The following is a 22,615-nucleotide window of genomic DNA, read 5'->3' on the forward strand; positions in this document are numbered from 1 at the left end:
CGGAAAGGAGGATCCCGATGGCCCGCCGCCCCATTCCCCGCGCGTTGCGCAGCACTCGTACCAACCAGCCCGCCAGCCGGCCCAAGCCGGCTGCCGCCGGCAAAACGGTCACCCCGAGGCGGACGACCGCACCGGTCGCGCCCGAGCCGGTGAAGCCCACCCGCGACACCACCGAGACCCGCCGGCCGTCGCCCCGGCCGTCACCGCGTCCCAGCGACCAGCGCGCGGACACCAGCCGCTCCCGGTCGGCCCGCTCCAGCCGCCGCACCCCGCCCGGCCGGCGTCGGCGTCGTCGTACGACCAACCGCTGGCTGCCGTTCCAGGCCGCCTCCGGCCTTACCCTGGTTGTCCTGCTTCTCCTCGTCGTCCTCATGGGCGCGGTGAGCGGCGGGCTGGTCTTTTGGCAGGCGTACGACGCGGACGCCGCCACTGCCCGTACAGCCGCCGTCGCGGCCGCCGCGGTGCAGGCGCAGACGCTCTTCTCGTACGACTACCGGCACCTGGACCGTGACATCGCGGCCAGCCGCAAGGTCATCACCGGGCAGCTCGCCACTGACTACGTAAAGACCAGCACCCTGGTCGTCGGCCCGCAGGCCACTGCCAACAAGGCCGTCGTCGCGGCCACCGTGACCGCGTCTTCAGTCGTCACCGCTGCGCCCGGCCAGGTGACCGTACTGGTGTTCTTGAATCAGGCCGTGCAGAACAAGAACGTCCAGGGGACGCGGCTTGACCAGTACCGCGTCCGGATGGTGATGCAGAAGGTCTCCGGAAAGTGGCTGATTTCGCAAGCGACCCCGCTTTAGGGGATTGCGTACGGGTCGGCCCTGTTTGGGGGCCGTGTCTGCTGCGGTGACGAGCGTCCTGGTTAAAAGCCGTGACCGCGAGGGGGCGGCGTCTCGTCTACCAGCCACCGGGAAACCCCACCCCGACACCAAAGGGCGGTGTCGGGGTGGGGTTTCCCGTGCTTACTGTCGATGCGCCCTGTGTTTCTGGCGCCTTCGGCGCGGGCGCCGTCGACTACGGCTACGAGCGTCGGTCCTCAGACCCTGCAAAACCCGCAGGGTCTGAGGACCGACGCCCCTGCCGGAGGGGCGACAACATCGGCCTGGCGGCCGATGGCGCCGAACGGGGCTGGGACTCGTCGGAGTTGGCCAACTTTGGTTTGGGTGTTGCGGTCCCGAACGGGTTGGAAGGGTGGCCTGGCGGCCGATGGCGCTGGGACTCGTCGGAGTTGGCCCAGCCGGGCTTTGCGCTCCCTGACCGTTTGGCGCTCAGGTTGGTGTAGGGTGGTAGCCGCTGAGGCCAATAGGCCGAAGAAGTGAACCCGGTTCGTGGTCGGACGGCCACCAGCCGGGTTTTGCGTTTACAGGCTCAATTGTGTTCTTGCGTGCAGGTGGGAACCCGGGCTCGCCAGGCTCCGCCGGCGCCGTAACACCAGCCGACCACATCTGGAACCCAGATCAGCGGCTCGCTCGCAGAGTCCATGTGTTCATAGGCGAGTTTCTTCGCGTCTTGACTGTCGATTCAGCTCTCGAACAATGGTCTGTCGATCGAACTTGTCACGGTCGTCGCGAGAGTCGAAGACGAGACGGTGAGCACTCTTGGCCAGAGTGACTTCCAATAGCTGTTTGACGCGGCGGCGGCACAGGTCATGCAGAAGGTCTCCGGAAACTGGCTGATTCGCAGGCCACCCGCTGTAACGGCGGACACCGCCCGAACGGGTGCCCGTACGGGCGGTTCTGCAACCCGGCGGGTGCCTTGTCCATCGATGGAGTGACAGCATTTCTCCACCGAATGGGGGCAGGTGTGCCCGTGGAAGTAGCTACGGACAGAGAAGGCGGATCGCCGGATCCGCGGGATTTCGTCGAGCGGCTCTACATTGACTCGGCCAGCCAGCTGTTGGTGGCCGCCTTCGCGCTGACCGGCAACGTGGCGGAGGCACAGGACGCCGTACATGAGGCATTCCTGGGCGCTTTCGCCCATCCGAGCCGGATCGTACGGGCCGACAACCCCGTCGCGTACCTGCGCACGGTCACGCTGAACATCGCCCGGGAGCGCTTCCGGCGGCGGCAGCGGCTACGGGTCCTGATGCGCCGGATCCCGGTCCCGGACGACCAACTGCCGGGCCTGAGCCCGGATCGTACGGCGCTGCTCGCCGCGATCCGCCAACTGCCCGCCAACCAGCGGGAGGCGATCACGCTCTTCTACCTGGCCGACATGAGCGTCGAGGATGTCGCCGCCAACCTGAAGGCACCGACCGGCATGGTAAAAGCGTGGTTGTCCCGCGGCCGTGCCCACCTCGCCACCCTGCTGGGTGACGACGAGACTCCCCGCACGCGCGTACCGGAGGCCAAGCATGCTTGACACCGACCTGGAGGACTTCCACGCCGACGCGTTCGGCGACATCCGCGCCGAGATCATCGCCCAAGGCCGGCTGTTGGGGTCCGTTGCAACTGCGGGCCAAGCAGCGCCGCCGTACGGTCAGAACCCGTCTCGTAGTCGCGGTGGCCGCGGTGTTCGTCCTGGCTGTCGGTGCCGTCGCGGGTCCCTCGCTGCTACGGCCCTCATTCTCCATCCCGGCATCTTCAGTGCCCGATTACGCCAAGACGCCACCAGTGACCGGGCCGATCCAGGCGGTAGCTGTCGCACCTGAGGGAATCAAGAAGGTCACCAACGTCGACCAGCTCGACCCGCAGGTGGCATTCGGAGTGTTCCCGCTCGGCAACGGCCTGAAGCCGGCCGGGCTCGCTCGTACGCTGGACGGTGGCCGCAGCTGGACCGGCTGGCGGCTGCCTGATGCGTACGAGCCCAATTCGATGGCCGTGTATGCGTTGAATGACGAGACAGCGATTATCGACAACCTGATCACCCGGGACGGCGGCCGGACGTGGGCCGTACTCAAGAGTGGGTGGGGATCACCGATCGCGACGGTCCCCGCTGGCTGGCGGCTCTACTCGGGTTCGGCTGGGTACAGCGCAAGCCCCGTGATCATGGGGGGAAGAGAGCAACTGGCCGCCATCGATCCGGCCACTGGCGTCATCCACCCGTTGAGTCATCACCTGGGATTGGTCGGCTACCGGATATCGGAAGCAACGGACGGGTCGTTGTGGCTGCTCGGGCAGCGGGACTACCCCGCACACGGGTACGTCGTCAACGTCAGCCACGACCGAGGGATGACGTGGTCCGCGTTCGAGCCCAAGAGCCCGCCGCCGAACACAAACGGCCTTAACGTGAGCAGCTTTGACGGGCGTACCGGCTATCTCCTGTCAACGGCGGCCGGACCCAACAAGAGCACCCTGGGCTACCTGTACACGACCCACGATGGCGGCAAGAGCTGGTCCGCGGCACGTCAGGTGCCGCTCAGTGCCGCGGGTGGCGTCGAGGCCCTGCCGGACGGCGGGATGCTGGTGGTCAACCTGCTCAGTCCAGACACCGGTGGCCCGGTCATGACCAGCAAGGACGGTGGCCAGACCTTCCAGACAGTTCCGGGGCTGACGTACACCACCGCGATTTCCCGACTGCTTGGCGGTGGGTGGCAGGCCAACGCGGCGCACTTCCAGAGCACCTGGATGGCGTCCGCGGACGGTATCCACTACACCCCGCTTCTCCTGCCCTAGCCGCCGCGGTGCCTTATGACGTGCCCACAATGCACGTCATGAGGCACCGCGAGCCCCGGAGATTCCCTGGCCTTGATCGGTCCCGTACGACAGTTTGAACGGAATTCATGGCGAACACGCGTTCGAGTCATCTCGACCGGTCAGTACGGGAGAAACCGGGCGGGCAGCGAGGGATAACCGCAGCTCAAAACTCGTAAAAAGGATAAAAGGCTGTCCGGTTGCCGCAAGGGAGAGCAGCACATTATGTCCTTTAAGACCCCTTGACATCGGCCACTCGGCGACACGTAGGGCTTCACCTCTTGACGAGGGGCTATCTCGGCGTGCACGCTTCCAGTGCGGCGTAATCGTGACTCGCGCGAGGTTCTGGATCCGGTGCTGACGGATCCCTCGCAGCCGGCCCGCCGGGGGTGCGTTGGACAGGCGTGCCCGTTGTGGCTAGACTGCTAGTTTGCGCTGCCTTCCGTCATGCTTCCTGCCAAGGAACTGTTGTTCAGGGGTCTGTTCAGAGTGTTGTCCGACTGCCGCGGGTACGGCTTTGTCGACGATGTTCTGGCTGGTCACTGGGCTTCAGATTCGAAGCGGGTCGCTAGGGGTGCGCGCGTCATGACAGCAACGGTGCTCGAGAGGACGCATCTTGGCAGTCTCCCGCCCCGGCAACAAATTCCACTCTCGTCCCAGCGCAGGTAATCCTTATGGGCCGCTCCGTGTCTCCTTCGGGAAGATTCAGGAGCAGCTCGAGGTGCCCAACCTGCTCGCTCTTCAGACCAGCTCGTTCGACTGGTTGATCGGCAACGAGGCCTGGCAGTCTCGGTCCGCCGACGCTCCGTCGACGCTCAGTGGCCTGGCCGAGATCCTCGAAGAGATTTCTCCGATCGAGGACTTCTCCGGCTCTATGTCGCTGTCCTTCTCCAACCCGCGCTTCGAAGAGGTCAAGGCCTCCATCGAGGAGTGCAAGGAGAAGGACCTCACGTACTGCGCACCGCTCTTCGTGACCGCGGAGTTCACCAACAACACCACTGGCGAGATCAAGAGCCAGACGGTGTTCATGGGCGACTTCCCGATGATGACTGCCAAGGGCACGTTCATCATCAACGGCACCGAGCGCGTGGTCGTGTCGCAGCTGGTTCGTTCTCCTGGGGTGTATTACGCGAAGGAGCCGGACAAGACCTCCGACAAAGACGTCACGAACGTACGGGTGATCCCCAGCAGGGGCGCCTGGCTGGAGTTCGACGTCGACAAGCGCGACTCGGTCGGTGTACGCATCGACCGCAAGCGTCGGCAGGCTGTCACGGTCCTCCTGAAGGCCCTCGGCTGGACTCCGGAAAGGATTCGCGAGCGGTTCGCGGATTCGGAGATCATGATGGCCACCCTGGAGAAGGATCACCTCGTCGGTCAGGATGAGGCGCTGCTGGACATCTATCGCAAGCTCCGCCCGGGCGAACCGCCCACCAGGGAGAATGCCCAGACGCTGCTGGACAACCTGTTCTTCAACCCGAAGCGATACGACCTGGCCAAGGTCGGTCGGTACAAGGCGAACCGCAAGCTCGGTGTGAACGTGCCCTTCACCACCGGCACCCTCACCGAGGACGACGTGGTCGCCACCATCGACTACCTCGTGAAGCTGCACGCGGACGTCGACGGGTATGAGCCGGACGACATCGACCACTTCGGCAACCGGCGGATCCGTACCGTCGGCGAGCTCATCCAGAACCAGGTGCGGGTTGGCCTGTCCCGGATGGAGCGGGTCGTCCGCGAGCGGATGACGACTCAGGACGTCGAGGCGATCACGCCGCAGACCCTGATCAACATCCGCCCGGTGGTGGCCTCCATCAAGGAGTTCTTCGGCACCAGCCAGCTGTCCCAGTTCATGGACCAGATCAACCCGCTGGCCGGGTTGACCCACCGTCGCCGGCTGAACGCGCTCGGCCCCGGTGGTCTGTCCCGTGAGCGGGCCGGCATGGAGGTCCGCGACGTGCACCCGAGCCACTACGGCCGGATGTGCCCGATCGAGACCCCGGAGGGCCCGAACATCGGCCTGATCGGTGCGCTGGCCGCGTTCGCGCGGATCAACCCGTTCGGCTTCATCGAGACTCCTTACCGCAAGGTCGTCGACGGCATCGTCACCAGCCAGATCGACTACCTCACCGCGGACGAGGAAGACCGGTATGTCAAGGCCCAGGCCAACGCTCCGCTGACTGCGGAGGGCCGGTTCGCTGAGGACCGGGTCACCGCTCGGCGTAAGGGCGGCGAGGTCGAGCTGGTGGCCAAGGGCGAGATCGAGTACATGGACGTTTCGCCGCGCCAGATGGTCTCGGTCGCGACCGCGATGATTCCGTTCCTTGAGCACGACGACGCGAACCGCGCCCTGATGGGTGCGAACATGCAGCGCCAGGCGGTTCCGCTGGTGCGCACCGAGCGTCCGCTGGTCGGTACGGGCATGGAATACCGCTCCGCCGCCGACGCCGGCGACGTGGTGGTGGCCGAGCAGTCCGGCATCGCCGAGGACGTGTGCGCCGACTACATCACCGTCATGAACGACGACGGCACCCGTCGGACGTACTTGCTGCACAAGTTCCGCCGCTCGAACCAGGGCAGCTGCATCAACCAGAGCCCGATCGTGGCCGAGGGTGACCGGGTCGAGGCTGGCCAGGTGCTTGCCGACGGCCCGTCCACCGACTTCGGTGAGATGGCGCTGGGCAAGAACCTGCTGGTCGCGTTCATGCCGTGGGAGGGTCACAACTACGAAGACGCGATCATCCTGAGTCAGCGGCTGGTCCAGGACGACGTCCTCACCTCGATTCACATCGAGGAGCACGAGGTCGACGCCCGGGACACCAAGCTGGGCGCCGAGGAGATCACCCGGGACATCCCGAACGTCTCCGAAGAGGTCCTCGCGGACCTCGACGAGCGCGGCATCATCCGGGTCGGCGCCGAGGTCGGGCAGGGCGACATCCTGGTCGGCAAGGTCACCCCCAAGGGTGAGACCGAGCTGACCCCGGAAGAGCGGCTGCTGCGCGCGATCTTCGGTGAGAAGGCCCGAGAAGTTCGGGACACCTCGCTGAAGGTGCCACACGGCGAGTCCGGCACGGTGATCGGCGTTCGTACGTTCAGCCGCGACGACGGTGACGAGCTGTCGCCCGGCGTGAACGAGCTGGTCCGGGTGTACGTGGCGCAGAAGCGCAAGATCTCCGACGGTGACAAGCTCGCCGGCCGGCACGGGAACAAGGGTGTGATCTCCAAGATCCTGCCCCCCGAGGACATGCCGTTCCTGGAGGACGGCACTCCGGTCGACATCGTGCTGAACCCGCTCGGCGTGCCCAGCCGGATGAACATCGGTCAGGTTCTGGAGATGCACCTGGGCTGGGTCGCTTCCCGCGGCTGGAAGGTCGACGGGGATGACCAGCCGTGGAAGGTGACGCTCAAGGCCATTGGCGCCGACTGGGCCGACCCGAACACTCCGACCGCGACGCCGGTGTTCGACGGCGCGAAGGAGGAGGAGATCGTCGGGCTGATGGAGTCCACGATCCCCAACCGGGACGGCAACCGGATGGTCGACGGCACCGGCAAGGCGATGCTGTTCGACGGTCGCTCGGGTGAGCCTTATCCGGCACCGGTCGCGGTCGGCTACATGTACATCTTGAAGCTGGCCCACATGGTGGACGACAAGATCCACGCCCGGTCCACCGGTCCGTACTCAATGATCACGCAGCAGCCCCTCGGTGGTAAGGCGCAGTTTGGTGGTCAGCGCTTCGGTGAGATGGAGTGCTGGGCCATGCAGGCGTACGGCGCCGCTTATGCCCTGCAGGAGTTGCTGACGATCAAGTCCGATGACGTGCCCGGTCGCGTGAAGGTTTACGAGGCCATCGTCAAGGGCGAGAACGTCCCCGAACCCGGGGTGCCCGAGTCGTTCAAGGTGCTGCTGAAGGAACTGCAGTCCCTGTGTCTGAATGTCGAGGTGCTTTCCACGGACGGCGTGTCCATCGAGATGCGCGACTCCGACGACGAGGTGTTCCGCGCCGCGGAGGAGTTGGGAATCGATCTGTCTCGGCGTGAGCCGAGCAGCGTCGAAGAGGTCTGACGTGTACGGCGGGAGCGTTTCCGGTTCGCCGGATACGTTCCCGCCGGCCGCCGACCACCGTCAGGACCTGTAAAAGAAAGAGAAGGTTACACGTGCTCGACGTCAACTTTTTTGACGAGCTGCGTATTGGCCTGGCCACCGCCGAAGACATCCGCCAGTGGTCCCATGGCGAGGTGAAGAAGCCGGAGACGATCAACTACCGCACGCTCAAGCCTGAGAAGGACGGCTTGTTCTGCGAGAAGATCTTCGGCCCCACCCGCGACTGGGAATGCTACTGCGGCAAGTACAAGCGAGTTCGGTTCAAGGGCATCATCTGTGAGCGCTGCGGTGTCGAGGTCACTCGGGCCAAGGTGCGTCGTGAGCGGATGGGGCACATCGAGCTGGCCGCGCCGGTCACCCACATCTGGTATTTCAAGGGCGTTCCGAGTCGACTGGGTTACCTGCTCGACCTCGCGCCGAAGGACCTAGAGAAGATCATCTACTTCGCCGCGTACCTCATCACCTCGGTGGACACCGAGGCGAGGCACCGCGATCTGCCGACCATCGACTCGGAGATCGGGGCGGAGCGCAAGCACCTCGAGCAGCGCCGCGACAACGACATCGAGACGCGCGCGAAGAAGCTGGAGACCGACCTCGCCGAGCTTGAGGCCGAGGGCGCGAAGAGCGACGTACGACGCAAGGTCAAAGAGGGCGGCGAGCGCGAGATGCGCCAGCTCCGCGACCGCGCGCAGCGTGAGATCGACCGGCTCGACGAGGTGCTGGACACCTTCCGCAAGCTGGACGTTTCCCAGCTGATCCCGGATGAGCTGCTCTACCGCGAGCTCCGGGACCGGTTCGGCGACTACTTCGCCGGTGGCATGGGCGCCGAGGCGCTGCAGAAGCTGCTGGAGGGTTTCGACCTCGAAGCCGAGGCTGAGTCGCTGCGCGAGACCATCCGGTCCGGTAAGGGACAGCGCAAGATCCGCGCGCTGAAGCGGCTGAAGGTGGTCGCGAACTTCCTGAACACCCGGAACTCGCCGCTGGGCATGGTGCTGGACTGCGTACCGGTGATCCCGCCGGACCTGCGTCCGATGGTGCAGCTGGACGGTGGACGTTTTGCCACCAGCGACCTGAACGACCTCTACCGCCGGGTGATCAACCGGAACAACCGGCTCAAGCGACTGCTTGACCTGGGCGCGCCGGAAATCATCGTCAACAACGAGAAGCGGATGCTGCAGGAGGCCGTCGACGCGCTGTTCGACAACGGCCGCCGTGGTCGTCCGGTCACCGGGCCGGGCAACCGTCCGTTGAAGTCGTTGTCCGACATGCTGAAGGGCAAGCAGGGCCGGTTCCGTCAGAACCTGCTCGGCAAGCGTGTCGACTACTCCGGCCGTTCGGTCATTGTTGTTGGCCCGCAGCTCAAGCTGCACCAGTGCGGCCTGCCGAAGATGATGGCGATCGAGCTGTTCAAGCCGTTCGTCATGAAGCGGCTGGTCGACCTCAACCACGCGCAGAACATCAAGTCCGCGAAGCGGATGGTGGAGCGTACGCGTCCGGTCGTCTGGGACGTGCTGGAAGAGGTCATCACCGAGCACCCGGTGTTGCTGAACCGTGCGCCGACGCTGCACCGTCTGGGCATCCAGGCCTTCGAGCCGCTGCTGGTCGAGGGCAAGGCCATCCAGATCCACCCGCTGGTCTGCACCGCGTTCAACGCGGACTTCGACGGTGACCAGATGGCGGTGCACCTGCCGCTGTCCGCCGAGGCCCAGGCCGAGGCCCGGATCCTGATGCTGTCCAGCAACAACATCCTGTCGCCGGCGTCTGGCCGTCCGGTCACCGCGCCGACCCACGAGATGGTCATCGGCCTATATCACCTCACCTCGCCGGAGGCCGACGCGCTGGGGGCGGGTCGAGTGTTCTCCTCGACGGCCGAGGCGATCATGGCGTACGACAACCATGAGCTGAACCTGCGTGCCGCGATCCGGATCCGGCTTGACGACATCCTCGGCGTGGAAAACGGCGATGAAGGCGACAAGTGGACGGCTCCGGAGGGCTGGCAGCCCGGCACCGCGGTGGTGCTGGAGACCACCCTTGGCCGGGTGCTGTTCAACGAGACCCTGCCGCCGGACTACCCGTTCGTGAACTACGAGATCCGCAAGCAGCAGCTTTCGGCGATCGTGAACGACCTGGCCGAGCGTTATCCGAAGGTGCAGGTGGCGGCGACGCTGGACGCACTGAAGGAAGCCGGCTTCCGGTGGGCCACCCGGTCCGGTGTGACGATCTCGATCGACGACGTGGTGGTGCCGCCCCGCAAGGCGGAGATCCTGGAGTCGTACGAGAGCGAAGCGGAGAAGATCGAGAAGCAGTACCAGCGCGGCGTCATCACCGCTGAAGAGCGGCGTGGGGAGCTCATCCAGATCTGGACCCGGGCGACCAACGAGGTGGCCAAGGAGATGGAGCGCAACTTCCCCATCACCAACCCGATGTGGAAGATGATCCACTCCGGCGCGCGCGGCAACATGATGCAGGTCCGGCAGATCGCCGGCATGAAGGGCCTGGTGGCCAACCCGAAGGGCGAGATCATCCCGCGCCCGGTGAAGCACAGCTTCCGGGAAGGCTTGACCGTGGCGGAGTTTTTCATCTCCACCCACGGTGCCCGTAAGGGTCTGGCCGACACCGCTCTGCGTACCGCGGACTCCGGCTACCTGACGCGTCGTCTGGTGGACGTGAGCCAGGAGGTCATCATCCGCGAGGACGACTGCGGCACCAGCCGCGGTCTCCCGCTGCCGATCGCCGCCGAGGTGGACGGTGTCCTGGTCAAGGACGCGCACGTGGAAACCAGCGTGTACGCCCGGACGCTGGCCGAGGACGCGACCGACCCGGAGGGCAAGGTCGTACTGGCCGCCGGCAGTGACCTCGGCGACGTGGGCATCCAGCGGTTGGTCGAAGCCCGCGTCACCAACATCAAGATCCGCAGCGTGCTGACCTGTGAGGCACGCCTGGGTTGCTGCGCGGTCTGCTACGGACGGTCGCTGGCCACCGGCATCCCGGTGGAGGTCGGCGAGGCGGTCGGCATCATCGCCGCCCAGTCGATCGGTGAGCCTGGTACGCAGCTGACCATGCGTACGTTCCACACCGGCGGCATCGCCGGTGACGACATCACCACCGGTCTGCCGCGTGTCCAGGAGCTGTTCGAGGCCCGTGTCCCCAAGGGCATGGCCCCGATCTCCGAGGCCGCCGGCCGGATCCGGATCGAGGACACCGAGAAGTCGCGCAAGATCATCGTGGTGCCGGACGACGGCAGCGACGAGATCGCGTACGAGAAGATCAGCCGCCGGTCGCGGCTGCGCTTCGGCGACGGTGACCACATCGAGGTTGGCGAGAAGCTGCTCGAAGGTGCGGTCAACCCGCATGAGGTGCTGCGCATTCTTGGGCCGCGTCAGGTGCAGCTGCACCTGGTCCAGGAGGTGCAGGAGGTCTACCGCTCGCAGGGTGTGCAGATCCACGACAAGCACATCGAGGTCATCGTCCGGCAGATGCTGAAGCGGGTCATCATCATCGACTCGGGTGCGACCGACTTCCTGCCGGGCGCGCCGATCGAGCGGGCCCAGTTCGAAGCGGAGAACCGCCGCGTGGTGGCCGAGGGTGGCGAGCCGGCTTCGGGTCGTCCGTCCCTGATGGGCATCACCAAGGCGTCGCTGGCCACCGACTCGTGGCTGTCCGCGGCCTCCTTCCAGGAGACCACCCGGGTGCTCACCGACGCCGCCATCGCGGCCCGGAGCGACTCCCTGTTGGGCCTGAAGGAGAACGTGATCATCGGAAAGCTCATCCCGGCCGGTACGGGCATCTCCCGCTACCGCAACATCCGGGTCGAGCCGACCGAGGAAGCCCGGGCATCGGTCTACTCGATGTCCCCGTACACCGACAACGGCGACTACTCGGTGTTCGGCCAGGGCAGCGGCCAGGCAGTTCCGCTGGACGACTACGACTACGGCGGCTACAACCGCTGATCGCGTAGCCAGTACGACACAAAGCCGGCCGTCCCGTACGCGGGGCGGCCGGCTTTGTTGTGCGGGGCCTGATGCGCGCCCACCGCTGACCTGACCGTACGGCAGCATGGGCAGCGTGGTGGAGATGAGCTTCCTGACCGAATCCGACCGGGCCCGCTGGGAAGTGCTCGCCCGCGGTAAGGACACGTATTTCGAGGTCGTACGCGACGACGACGATTACGAACGGACCTGGCGACGGCTGCTGAAGGACGAGCGGATACGCGGGATCGCCGCCCGGCTGGACGGCAAGGTGGTCGGCATCGCGCACTACCTGTTCCACGCCAGTGTCTGGTACGCCGGAAAGTGCTATCTGGTGGACTTGTTCGTGGACCCCGAAGTCCGGCGGCGAGGTGTTGCGACGGCAGTGATCGAGTGGGTGGCGCGGGACGCTGAGGACCACGGTTTTCCCAGCCTCTACTGGAATACACTGGAAGACGCCCCAGCTCGCGCGCTGTACGAAAGGGTGGGCAAATACCACCAGGGGTTCATCCACTACAGCTATCGCCGCTAAGCCCGCGAACTTGACGTTTCGTTGTCAGCACGCCCGATATGGGCAATGACAACGTCGAGTTCGCGAAAGGTGAGCGGACGTGCGGCATCAGGTGCCGGCGTACCACAGGCGTACGTGGCGGGTGTTGAGTAGGAGGCCTGCGGTCAGCAGGGCCAGGCCGCCGAGCAGACCCGGCACGTAGTAGATCAGCAGGCTCACCTCCAAGTGCGCGTACGGGAGCTCGACGGCGGTGATGGCGACCAAACCGACCAGGGTGAGCACCCCGAGCACCTGCGCGAGAAGCTTCAGGTACGTCCACGCCGACGGGCCGCCCCACCAGCCGCGGACGAGAAGCGCGCTCACGGCGAGACCCCAGAACGTCACCCAGAAGACGTCCGTGCCGCTGGTCTTCGGAGAGGTGATCATCCCCACCACGCTCGCGCCGAGCATGCCCAGCCAGCTGACCAGCATGAGCCCCCAGCCGACGTGCAGCTGCCACGGGCGGTATTCCGCCAGGGTGTGTTTCCGCTTGGCGGGGATGTTGCGCAGGCCGGCAAAATACGTCACGACCTGAAAGGTTAGTGACCGGTGTGGGTCGGTTCGTGGAGCGGATCGGCGATTTGCCCGTACGTTGGTGCTCTCTTGGGCGTGAGGGGAGTTCGGCGTGCGGAAGATCAGCTGGGTGACCGCGGTGACGGTGGTGGCGGCGTTGGTCGCCGGGGGAGCGATGTCCGTGGCGCCCGCGCAGGCGGCGGCATCGTGTGACACCGTCAGCACCACGCCGACGTACGCGGGCAAGGTGCCGACGGCCAAGCAGGTGTTGGGCTTCGATCTTGGGAGTCGGGAAGCGACCGGCGACCAGCTCAACAAATACCTGAGCGCGGTGGACCGAGCCAGTGACAAGGTGGTGTCGGGGACGTTCGCCACCACGACGACCGGGCGGAAGCTGTCGTACGCGCTGGTGTCACGGAAGAAGAACCTGACGCCGGCGGCGCTGGCTCGGTTGTCGACGGATGCGGCGTTACTGCGGCGGCCGGATTTACCGGCGGCGGTGGCGAAGGTGATTGAGGCGCGGATGCCGGCGATTTTGTGGCTGACGGCCAATGTGCACGGCAACGAGCCTGCTGGTGGGGACGCGGTGGACCGGATCGCGTACGAGCTGGCGGACCGGACCGACTGTGTGGCGAGCCGGATCCTGGACAACGCGGTGGTGGGGTTGATTCCATCGCAGAACCCGGATGGTCGGGCGTTGAACACCCGGCAGAACGCGAACGCATTCGACATGAACCGGGACTGGTTTGCCCGTACCCAGCCCGAAACTTCCGGGAAACTCGATCTGCTGGCGAAATACCCGCCGCAGCTCTACATCGACGAGCACGGCATGGGCGGCGACAGCTATTTCTTCCCGCCGAACTCCGACCCGACCTACCACGAGACCTCGGACTCGTCGGTCGACTGGATCAACAACGTGTACGGCGTGGCGAATGGCGCTGCTTTCGACGCGAAGCAATTTTCGTACGATACCTACCAATCCGGCTATGACCTGTTCTTTCAGGGGTACGGGGACAGTGTCCCGACCACCGAGTTCGGTGCCGCCGGTATGACCTTCGAAGTCGGGCAGGGCGCCTCCTATCCGGTGCAGACGGAAAAGCACTACACGTCCGGAATGGCTTCGCTGTTCGCCGGCGCGGGACGGCGCGCACAGATCGTGAGCGGATGGCACAACGCGTACGTTCAGGCCGAAAAACAGGGTCAGCAGTGCTCGTTGCAGCCGAACAAGGTCTACAACCCGGGTCATACCGTGCAGCTGCCGGTGCCGGACATGAAGGTCTGCGGCTACTTCCTGCGTACCGACAACCCGGCCAAGGCGCGGGACACCGCGGTGGTCGTCAAGCGGCTGCAGCAGGCTGGCGTCGTCGTTTATCGGCTGGCGAAACCGTTGTACGTCAAGGATTTCGCCGCGTACGGGCGGGCCAGAGCGGCCGCGACGATGCCGGCCGGCACGTACTGGATTCCGATGGCGCAGGCCGAGAAGCACTGGATCCAGGCGATGCTCAACGAAAACACGTATGTGCCTTTCCCGTATTTCTATGACGTATCCGGCTGGAGCATGGCGCTGCTGTCCAATCTGGACGGTGGCTACACTGGGCTTTCGCTGAAGCCGCTGTCAACCGTGCTGCCGCCGGTACGGGTGCCAGCGGTCAAACTGCCGTCCGGGCTACCGAGGGTAGGCATTCTTTCGTACACTTCGAGCCCATTCCAGCCGTCCGAGAGTGCCGGCTGGCTGCGGTGGCGGCTGGACCATGACTGGCGAATCCCGTCCACCGTGCTGAGCCCGAGCCAGGTGACACCGTCGGTGCTGTCCCATCTGGACACCCTGCTGGTGCCGGACACGGACGCCAAAACCGTCACGACATTGCTTGGTGCGACGGGAAAGAAGGCGCTGGCCGACTGGACGAACGGCGGTGGTCACTACGTCGGTTGGGAGGGCGGCGCCCAGCTGGCGGCCGGCCTGGGCCTGTCGACCGCGGTGTTGCGGGATCCGAAAGGCACCGCGCCCGGCACACTTTTCCGAGTGAACACGCCAAACGCGGGGACCAACTGGGTGATGTACAACAGCGATCCGGTCATGACGGCCAGCAACCCGGCCAATGTGGTGGCCAGCTACCCGGCGCTCACCTCACCGGACTGGTATGTCTCGGGTTATCAGCAAGGCGAAGAGGAGCTGGCCGGTACGGCCGCGGAAATCAGCGAGCCAGCTGGTTCCGGCCAGGTCACGGTTTTCGCGGTGGATCCGAACTTCCGGGCTTTCTCCGACGGCAGCGCGCACCTTCTTTTCGACGCATTGCTCGCATCGCGTGGGACCGCGAAGGCGCAGCCGTACGTCAACAGTGGGCAGCGCTCGGCCGCGGAACTGCGGGCCGAACAGTCCGCCGCGGCCATGACCCGTACGTACGGAGCCTCCCTGGTGCTCCGGGTCCGGCCAGCTGACGCGACCGCCGCCGGGCAGGTGCTGCGCGGGCACGGGGTGACATACCGGACCGTGACCGGACCGGGCTTTGTCCAGCTCGTCGTCGACTCGGGCCGGTACGCGCCCGCCGATCCGGCCTCATGGATCCGCTCGTTGCCGGCCGAACTGGCCGCCGCCGGCGCCGCCCCGCCGCTCGCCATCCAGACTCCCTGAGTTACTGGAGCGTTTCGCACGGGAAGGTCTCCGGATCGAGGTCGGGGTTCTTCGGTCCAGGTCGAAGGTCAAGGGTCGAGATCGAAGGTCAGGGGCGAAGGTCAGGGGCGAAGGTCAGGGGCGAAGGTCAAGGTCAAAAGCGGCGGTTGCCTCCGAGGAGAGGGAAGATCCCGGTTCTTCCGGGGTTGACCGGGTGGGTTGGGGTTTCGTACGGGGTTACGGACACCTCGCGCTGTTGGTGATGACGTTGGTTGGTTCTGTGCCCTGTTTGTCGCGTTTCCCGAGCGGTTTTCCGGGTGTCGCTCGTCGAGTGCGGGACTTTGTGCACCGCTCGACGTCGAGTGCGGGCTTTTGTACCGCACTCGACCCCCGACCTGTGACAGCTGGGACTGATGGGGTCCCTGTGACTCCTGCGACCGCTCGTCCCACTCTTTGGGCCGTGAGTTGTTGATCTTGGTTAGTTGGTCTACCCAAAACGGACATCGGCGTGAAATGTCTGGCTTGGGTAGGCCAACTAACCAAGATCAACAAAGGATGTCGCGGAGAGTAGCCGAATCTGGCACGGTGGTGGCGTGGAGTAAGTGGGGTGAGGGGATGTGCTTTTTCGCGAGTGCCCAACCACCCACCCAACGCACCACCCGCACCCAAACTCCGTTCTTCCTAGAGGCGCCGCCCGCAGGGCAGACCTTGACCTTCGCCCTTGACCTTCGGCCCTTGACTTTGACCTTGAAACCCCGTGACTCGGGCGCCGAGGAGCCGACCTCGCACCGAACCGCAGCGCTCCATGCGGTCTTGGCTCAAGAGGCATCGGGGAGGTCCTAGACTGCGGGAGTTGAGGTCAAGTCGGAGGGTGGCGTGATGGCGTACGGGTCAACACCGCCCCCGGTGCCGTCGCCCGGCGCGCTACAGCCCTTCAGGGTGCAGCCGTACGGGCCCCCGACCTACGGAGCCCAGACCTACGGAGCTCAGCCGTACGGAGCTCAGCCCTACGGAACACAAACGTACGGAACGCAGCCGATTCCGAACTACTCGGCGCTGCCGGTCTGGGATCCGGCCCGGCGGCCCGGTCCGTACGGCGGTCCTGGCTGGCAGCCCGGTCCATACGTGCCGTTCCAACCGCGGGCGCCGCGGCCGCGGCCGGCGAGCGCGGCCGTTTGGGCGCTGGTGACCGGGATCGTCGCGGTCGCGCTCGCGCCCTGCCTGGGCGGTGTCGTGCCGGGGCTGATCGCGCTGGCGTTGGCGAGGATGGCGGCCGCCGAGGTGGCGGTGTCCGACGGGTGGTTGACCGGCGCCGGGATGATCAAGGCGGCGCGGGTGCTCAGCCTGGTGGCCATCTCGATCGCCGTGGTGGTCGGCACCGCGCTGGCTGTCAGTTGGCTGGTCGGGTTGGGTGTTCCAGCGCAGGACGCCCACTACCCAAGTAACGTTGACTAATAGCGCAGCGCAGGGCGGTTTTCGCCTTACGGGGAAGGAAGATTGGCATGACCGAGCAACCCGGTGAGAACCGGCCGGCGGGCAGTGGTGAGCCCCACCCGACGCCGCAGTATTCGACCCCCAGTTACGACACCCCGGCGTACGACCCGACTTCGTACGATGGCCAGGCCGGCTATGAGCCGCCGTCCTTGAAGAAGGACGAGCCGGCCCAGCCGTGGGCCGACCCGGGTGGTGCCGCACCGGCTGGCGGGTATGACCAGGCGGCCCAGCCGCCGAGCGGGTACGACCCAGCGACCGGCTACCCGCAGCAGGCCGACCCGGGTTACGGCACCGCGCCGGCCTCCGGCACCGGCTACGGCCCGTCCTCCGGTGCCGGCTACCCGGCGTCCGGCGTTGGTTACCCAGCCTCGGGTGCTGGCTACCCGGCGTCTGGCGCCGGCTATCCGGCCTCGGGTGCTGGCTATCCGGCCACCGGCGGGGGCTACGGCCAGCCACCGGCGGCGGGCTACGGCCAGCCGGGTTACCCGCCGCCGGGCAGTGGCTATCCGGCCGGCCCGCGTACGGACGGTCTCGCTATCGGGGCGATGATCTGCGGAATTCTGGCGATCCCGCTGGCGATCTGTTGTTACGGGGCGTTCAGCTATCCGCTGGGCGCCGCGGCACTGATCATGGGCTTCATTTCGCGGAGCAACATCAGCAAGTCCAATGGGCAGCTCGGCGGCGACGGGATGGCGCTGAGCGGCCTCATCTGTGGCGCGGTTGGCATCGTACTGGCGATCTGCGCGGTGATTTTGTTGCTGGCCTTCGGCTTCCTGAGCCAGCTCAGCCCGAGATAACGCGGATCACGCACCCCCGTTTTGACCTGCGCGACGGGGGTGGGTACGCTTGTTGTTCGTGCCTGGGGTGACCCGGGCGTGCTCGCGCGCCGTCAGGCGGGCCTGTGACGGAATAGACACGGGCGCGTACCTGTTGTGGTGAGCGGTGGCGCACTCCCGATGGACGTAACAGTTCGCGTAGGTGCGTGGGTTGGGCGACACGCCCGACCGCGGGGGTCGGGAAATCGGGCCCCGACCAGGTCATGAACAAAACAGAATGACACGATCACGTGTGCGTACGGGCCCGGCTCGCCGAGAGCGAGCCAGCGGTTGGCCGCGTGACGCGAGAGCACGACCGAAGACCACAGCTTCACCAAGGCAAGACAGACAACGAAGGAAGGCCAGGCTCGGTGCCCACGATCCAGCAGCTGGTCCGCAAGGGCCGCCAGGACAAGGTCGAGAAGAGCAAGACGCCGGCGCTCAAGGGCGGTCCGCAGCGTCGCGGGGTGTGCACGCGGGTGTACACCACCACGCCGAAGAAGCCGAACTCGGCGCTGCGCAAGGTCGCCCGCGTCCGGCTGACCAGTCAGATCGAGGTCACCGCGTACATCCCCGGTGTCGGCCACAACCTGCAGGAGCACTCGATGGTGCTCGTGCGTGGCGGCCGGGTGAAGGACCTTCCCGGTGTTCGATACAAGATCGTCCGTGGCTCGCTGGACACCCAGGGTGTCCGCGGCCGCAAGCAGGCGCGCAGCCGGTACGGCGCGAAGAAGGAGAAGAGCTAATGCCCCGCAAGGGTCCCGCCCCGAAGCACCCGGTCGTCATCGACCCGGTGTACGGCTCCCCGTTGGTCACCAGCCTGATCAACAAGGTCCTGCTGTCCGGTAAGCGTTCGGTCGCCGAGAAGATCGTCTACGGCGCGCTGGAAGGCGCCCGTGAGAAGACCGGCGCCGACCCGGTGATCACGCTCAAGCGTGCGCTGGACAACGTGAAGCCGACCCTGGAGGTCAAGAGCCGCCGGGTCGGTGGCGCGACCTATCAGGTGCCGATCGAGGTCCGGCCGAGCCGGTCCACCACTCTCGCGATGCGCTGGCTGATCACGTACAGCCGGGCGCGCCGGGAGAAGACGATGACCGAGCGTCTGATGAACGAGTTGCTGGACGCCAGCAACGGTCTGGGTGCGAGCGTGAAGCGACGCGAGGACACCCACAAGATGGCCGACTCCAACAAGGCCTTCGCGCACTACCGCTGGTAGCGCACCGCGGCGGGCAGCCCCAGCCGAGCTGACCCCACCGCACGTCGATCACGATTTTGAGAGAAGAGAGCAGTGGCCAAGGACGCCGAACTCGTCACGACCCGCAACATCGGGATCATGGCGCATATCGACGCGGGCAAGACCACGACGACCGAGCGCATCCTCTTTTACACCGGTATCAACTACAAGATCGGTGAAGTCCACGATGGCGCGGCCACCATGGACTGGATGGAGCAGGAGCAAGAGCGCGGCATCACGATCACGTCCGCGGCGACCAAGTGCATCTGGAAAGACCACTCGATCCAGATCATCGACACCCCCGGGCACGTCGACTTCACCGTTGAGGTGGAGCGCAACCTGCGGGTTCTCGATGGCGCGATCGCGGTGTACGACGGTGTTGCCGGGGTAGAGCCGCAGACCGAGAACGTCTGGCGGCAGGCCGACAAGTACCACGTGCCCCGGATGTGCTTCGTCAACAAGCTGGACCGTACGGGCGCGGACTTCTTCCGTTGCGTCCAGATGATGCGGGACCGGCTCAACTCCACTCCGCTGGTGCTGCAGATTCCGATCGGCCTGGAAGGCGACCACATCGGGGTCGTCGACCTGCTGGAGGAGCGCGCGCTCACCTGGCGTGGCGAGACGAAGGTCGGCGAGGACTACGCGATCGAGGCGATTCCGGCCGAGCTGGTCGAGCAGGCCGCGGAGTACCGCGAGAAGCTGATCGAGACGCTCGCCGAGGTCGATGACACGACCATGGAGGCCTATCTCGAGGGCAAAGAGCTGTCGGTGGCCGAACTCAAGGCCGGCATCCGACGGGCCACCCTCGCGAGCCTGGCGAACCCGGTCGTCTGTGGTTCGGCGTTCAAGAACAAGGGTGTCCAGCCGCTGCTCGACGCCGTCATCGACTACCTGCCCAGCCCGCTGGACGTGGGTAACGTGCACGGTGTCCTGCACGACGGCGAGACCCCGGTGGAGCGCGCTCCGAGCGAGAGCGAGCCGTTCTCGTCGCTGGCCTTCAAGATCCAGACCGACCCGCACCTGGGCAAGCTCACGTACGTCCGGATCTACTCGGGCCGCGTGGAGGTTGGCAACCAGGTGGTGAACTCGACCAAGGACCGCAAGGAACGGATCGGCAAGATCTACCAGATGCATGCGAACAAGCGCGAGGAGCGCGGTTTCGCGGGCGCTGGCGAGATCATCGCCGTGGCGGGTCTCAAGCAGACCACTACCGGCGACACGTTGTCCGACTCGTCGAACCCGGTGATCCTGGAGTCGATGACCTTCCCGGACCCGGTCATCTCGGTGGCCATCGAGCCCAAGACGAAGAGCGACCAGGAGAAGCTCTCCATCGCGATTCAGAAGCTCGCCGAGGAGGACCCGACCTTCAAGGTCCACCAGGACGACGACACCGGCCAGACGATCATCGAGGGCATGGGCGAGCTGCACCTGGAGGTGCTGGTCGACCGGATGCGCCGCGAGTTCAAGGTCGAGGCGAACGTCGGCAAGCCGCAGGTGGCGTACCGGGAGACCATTCGCAAGAAGGTCGAGAAGGTCGACTACGTCCACAAGAAGCAGACCGGTGGTTCCGGCCAGTTCGCGAAGGTGCTCATCTCCATCGAGCCCATCGACACCACGGACGGCACCACGTACGAGTTCGAGAACAAGGTCACCGGTGGCCGGATCCCGAAGGAGTACATCCCGTCGGTGGACGCCGGTGCCCAGGACGCCATGCAGTACGGCATCATGGCCGGCTACCCGCTGGTGGGGATCAAGCTGACGCTGCTGGACGGTGCGTACCACGAGGTCGACTCGTCCGAGATGGCGTTCAAGATCGCCGGTTCGATGGCGTTGAAGGAGGCTGCCCGCAAGGCCAGCCCGGCGCTGCTCGAACCGTTGATGGCGGTCGAGGTCACCACGCCCGAGGAGAACATGGGCGACGTGATCGGCGACCTGAACTCCCGCCGTGGCGTGATCCAGGCCATGGAAGAGCGTGGTGGTGCTCGGGTCGTGAAGGCCCAGGTGCCGCTGAGCGAGATGTTCGGGTATGTGGGCGACCTGCGGTCCAAGACCCAGGGTCGGGCCAGCTACTCGATGCAGTTCGATTCGTACGGCGAGGTTCCGGCTAACGTCGCGAAGGAAATTATCGCCAAGGTCAACGGCGAATAAGGCGTTCGGCGCCCCGGAAGCGGGGCGTCGGACTCCGGCCAGGACGATGGCATAACTCTCCAAAGCGATGGGCGAGTAATTCCGCTCAAAACACACCCAGTACGCTCGTCGGCCGAGACCAACGGCGGAGCACAGAGAAAGAGTCCACAGGAGGACCACAGTGGCGAAGGCCAAGTTCGAGCGGACCAAGCCGCACGTCAACATCGGCACCATCGGTCACATTGACCATGGCAAGACCACGCTGACCGCGGCCATCACCAAGGTCCTGCACGACAAATACCCGGACATCAACCCCTTCACGCCTTTCGACCAGATCGACAAGGCGCCGGAGGAGCGGCAGCGGGGCATCACGATCTCGATCGCGCACGTCGAGTACCAGACCGAGAAGCGGCACTACGCGCACGTCGACTGCCCCGGTCACGCCGACTACATCAAGAACATGATCACCGGTGCCGCCCAGATGGACGGCGCGATCCTGGTCGTCTCGGCGACCGACGGTCCGATGCCGCAGACCCGTGAGCACGTCATCCTGGCCCGCCAGGTCAACGTGCCGTACATCGTGGTGGCCCTGAACAAGGCCGACATGGTGGACGACGAGGAGATCCTGGAGCTCGTCGAGCTGGAGGTTCGCGAGCTGCTGTCGAACCAGGAGTTCCCCGGCGACGACGTACCGGTGATCCGGGTGTCGGCGCTGAAGGCGCTCGAGGGTGACGCGGACTGGAGCGCCAAGCTCCTGGAGCTGATGGACGCCGTCGACGAGTCGGTTCCGGAGCCGGACCGCGATGTCGACAAGCCGTTCCTGATGCCGATCGAGGACGTCTTCACGATCACCGGCCGCGGCACCGTGGTCACCGGTCGTGTCGACCGCGGCGTGCTGAAGGTCAACGAGACCGTCGATATCGTCGGTATCCGCGAGCAGAAGCAGACCACCACGGTCACCAGCGTCGAGATGTTCCGCAAGATCCTCGACGAGGCTCGCGCGGGTGAGAACGTGGCGCTGCTGCTGCGTGGCATCAAGCGCGAGGACGTGGAGCGCGGCCAGGTCGTCATCAAGCCGGGTACGACCACCCCGCACACCGAGTTCGAGGGCCGGGTCTACATCCTGTCCAAGGAAGAGGGCGGGCGGCACACGCCGTTCTTCAACAACTACCGCCCGCAGTTCTACTTCCGCACCACCGACGTGACCGGCGTGGTGACCCTCCCCGAGGGCACCGAGATGGTCATGCCGGGCGACGACACCAACATGTCGGTCTCGCTGATCCAGCCGATCGCCATGGAGGAGGGCCTCCGGTTCGCCATCCGTGAGGGTGGCCGTACCGTCGGCGCCGGTCAGGTTACGAAGATCCTCAAGTAGTTCCTCCCAACCGGGGTGACGGCAGACACCTGCAGCCACCCCGGTTGGTGTGTGTCTGAGCCGATCAGGCATACTGCGAAGGTTGCTCATTGAGTGCGGTCGGGAGTGCCCGGCGGTTGCGCCGAAGGATCCGGCCGCGCTTGAGCGAGCAGAAGCACAGAGATGTTGAGAAACAGTGCGGGCAGTGGATGAGC

At 65.7% G+C, this 22,615-nt stretch carries 14 protein-coding genes; 13 read left to right on the forward strand and 1 reads right to left on the reverse strand.

Annotation, left to right across the window (positions count from 1 at the left end):
- The first annotated feature begins 17 nt into the window (after positions 1–17).
- From ABD301_RS08415 to ABD301_RS08440, 6 genes are all read left to right on the forward strand, one after another.
- Entirely contained in the window at positions 18–803 is a 786-nt protein-coding gene (locus tag ABD301_RS08415; protein ID WP_163567658.1) for a hypothetical protein, read from the forward strand.
- Positions 804–1,812: 1,009 nt separating this feature from the next.
- Entirely contained in the window at positions 1,813–2,364 is a 552-nt protein-coding gene (locus ABD301_RS08420) for an RNA polymerase sigma factor (protein WP_344308673.1), read from the forward strand.
- 224 nt (positions 2,365–2,588) lie between these two features.
- Positions 2,589–3,617, forward strand: coding sequence for a hypothetical protein (locus ABD301_RS08425; protein ID WP_344308675.1), 1,029 nt, complete (start codon positions 2,589–2,591; stop codon positions 3,615–3,617).
- Positions 3,618–4,251: 634 nt separating this feature from the next.
- The gene (rpoB, locus tag ABD301_RS08430) at positions 4,252–7,695 is read left to right on the forward strand and encodes a DNA-directed RNA polymerase subunit beta (protein WP_344308677.1); all 3,444 of its coding nucleotides are present in this window, start codon (positions 4,252–4,254) and stop codon (positions 7,693–7,695) included.
- A 92-nt stretch (positions 7,696–7,787) separates the two neighbouring features.
- Positions 7,788–11,684: a DNA-directed RNA polymerase subunit beta' gene (locus tag ABD301_RS08435; protein WP_344308679.1), complete on the forward strand. Its 3,897-nt coding sequence runs from the start codon at positions 7,788–7,790 to the stop codon at positions 11,682–11,684.
- A gap of 106 nt (positions 11,685–11,790) precedes the next feature.
- Complete coding sequence (locus tag ABD301_RS08440) at positions 11,791–12,234, forward strand: GNAT family N-acetyltransferase (RefSeq protein ID WP_163567661.1); 444 nt, start codon at positions 11,791–11,793, stop codon at positions 12,232–12,234.
- Between the two features lie 87 nt (positions 12,235–12,321).
- Here ABD301_RS08440 and ABD301_RS08445 read toward each other — a convergent pair whose 3' ends face one another.
- Positions 12,322–12,780 (reverse strand): hypothetical protein, encoded by a 459-nt coding sequence (locus ABD301_RS08445; protein WP_344308681.1) that lies wholly within the window; start codon positions 12,778–12,780, stop codon positions 12,322–12,324.
- Between the two features lie 97 nt (positions 12,781–12,877).
- Here ABD301_RS08445 and ABD301_RS08450 point away from each other — a divergent pair, with 97 nt between their 5' ends.
- The 7 genes from ABD301_RS08450 to tuf all read left to right on the forward strand — a co-directional run bounded on the left by ABD301_RS08450 (position 12,878) and on the right by tuf (position 22,421).
- Positions 12,878–15,397, forward strand: a complete 2,520-nt coding sequence (locus ABD301_RS08450; RefSeq protein ID WP_344308683.1) for a M14 family zinc carboxypeptidase — start codon at positions 12,878–12,880, stop codon at positions 15,395–15,397.
- Between the two features lie 858 nt (positions 15,398–16,255).
- On the forward strand, positions 16,256–16,831 hold the full coding sequence (locus ABD301_RS08455) for a hypothetical protein (protein ID WP_344308685.1): 576 nt from the start codon (positions 16,256–16,258) through the stop codon (positions 16,829–16,831).
- Positions 16,832–16,878: 47 nt separating this feature from the next.
- The gene (locus ABD301_RS08460) at positions 16,879–17,667 is read left to right on the forward strand and encodes a DUF4190 domain-containing protein (RefSeq protein WP_344308687.1); all 789 of its coding nucleotides are present in this window, start codon (positions 16,879–16,881) and stop codon (positions 17,665–17,667) included.
- A 389-nt stretch (positions 17,668–18,056) separates the two neighbouring features.
- Entirely contained in the window at positions 18,057–18,431 is a 375-nt protein-coding gene (gene rpsL / locus ABD301_RS08465) for a 30S ribosomal protein S12 (protein WP_163567666.1), read from the forward strand.
- Entirely contained in the window at positions 18,431–18,901 is a 471-nt protein-coding gene (gene rpsG, locus ABD301_RS08470; RefSeq protein WP_163567667.1) for a 30S ribosomal protein S7, read from the forward strand. The genes rpsL and rpsG overlap by 1 nt, the downstream gene beginning before the upstream one ends.
- Positions 18,902–18,973: 72 nt before the next feature.
- Positions 18,974–21,067 (forward strand): elongation factor G, encoded by a 2,094-nt coding sequence (fusA, locus tag ABD301_RS08475; RefSeq protein ID WP_344308690.1) that lies wholly within the window; start codon positions 18,974–18,976, stop codon positions 21,065–21,067.
- 160 nt (positions 21,068–21,227) lie between these two features.
- Positions 21,228–22,421, forward strand: a complete 1,194-nt coding sequence (gene tuf / locus ABD301_RS08480) for an elongation factor Tu (RefSeq protein ID WP_344308692.1) — start codon at positions 21,228–21,230, stop codon at positions 22,419–22,421.
- The last annotated feature ends 194 nt before the right edge of the window (positions 22,422–22,615 follow it).

Source organism: Fodinicola feengrottensis (genome assembly GCF_039530045.1).
Classification (GTDB): Bacteria; Actinomycetota; Actinomycetes; order Mycobacteriales; family HKI-0501; genus Fodinicola; species Fodinicola feengrottensis.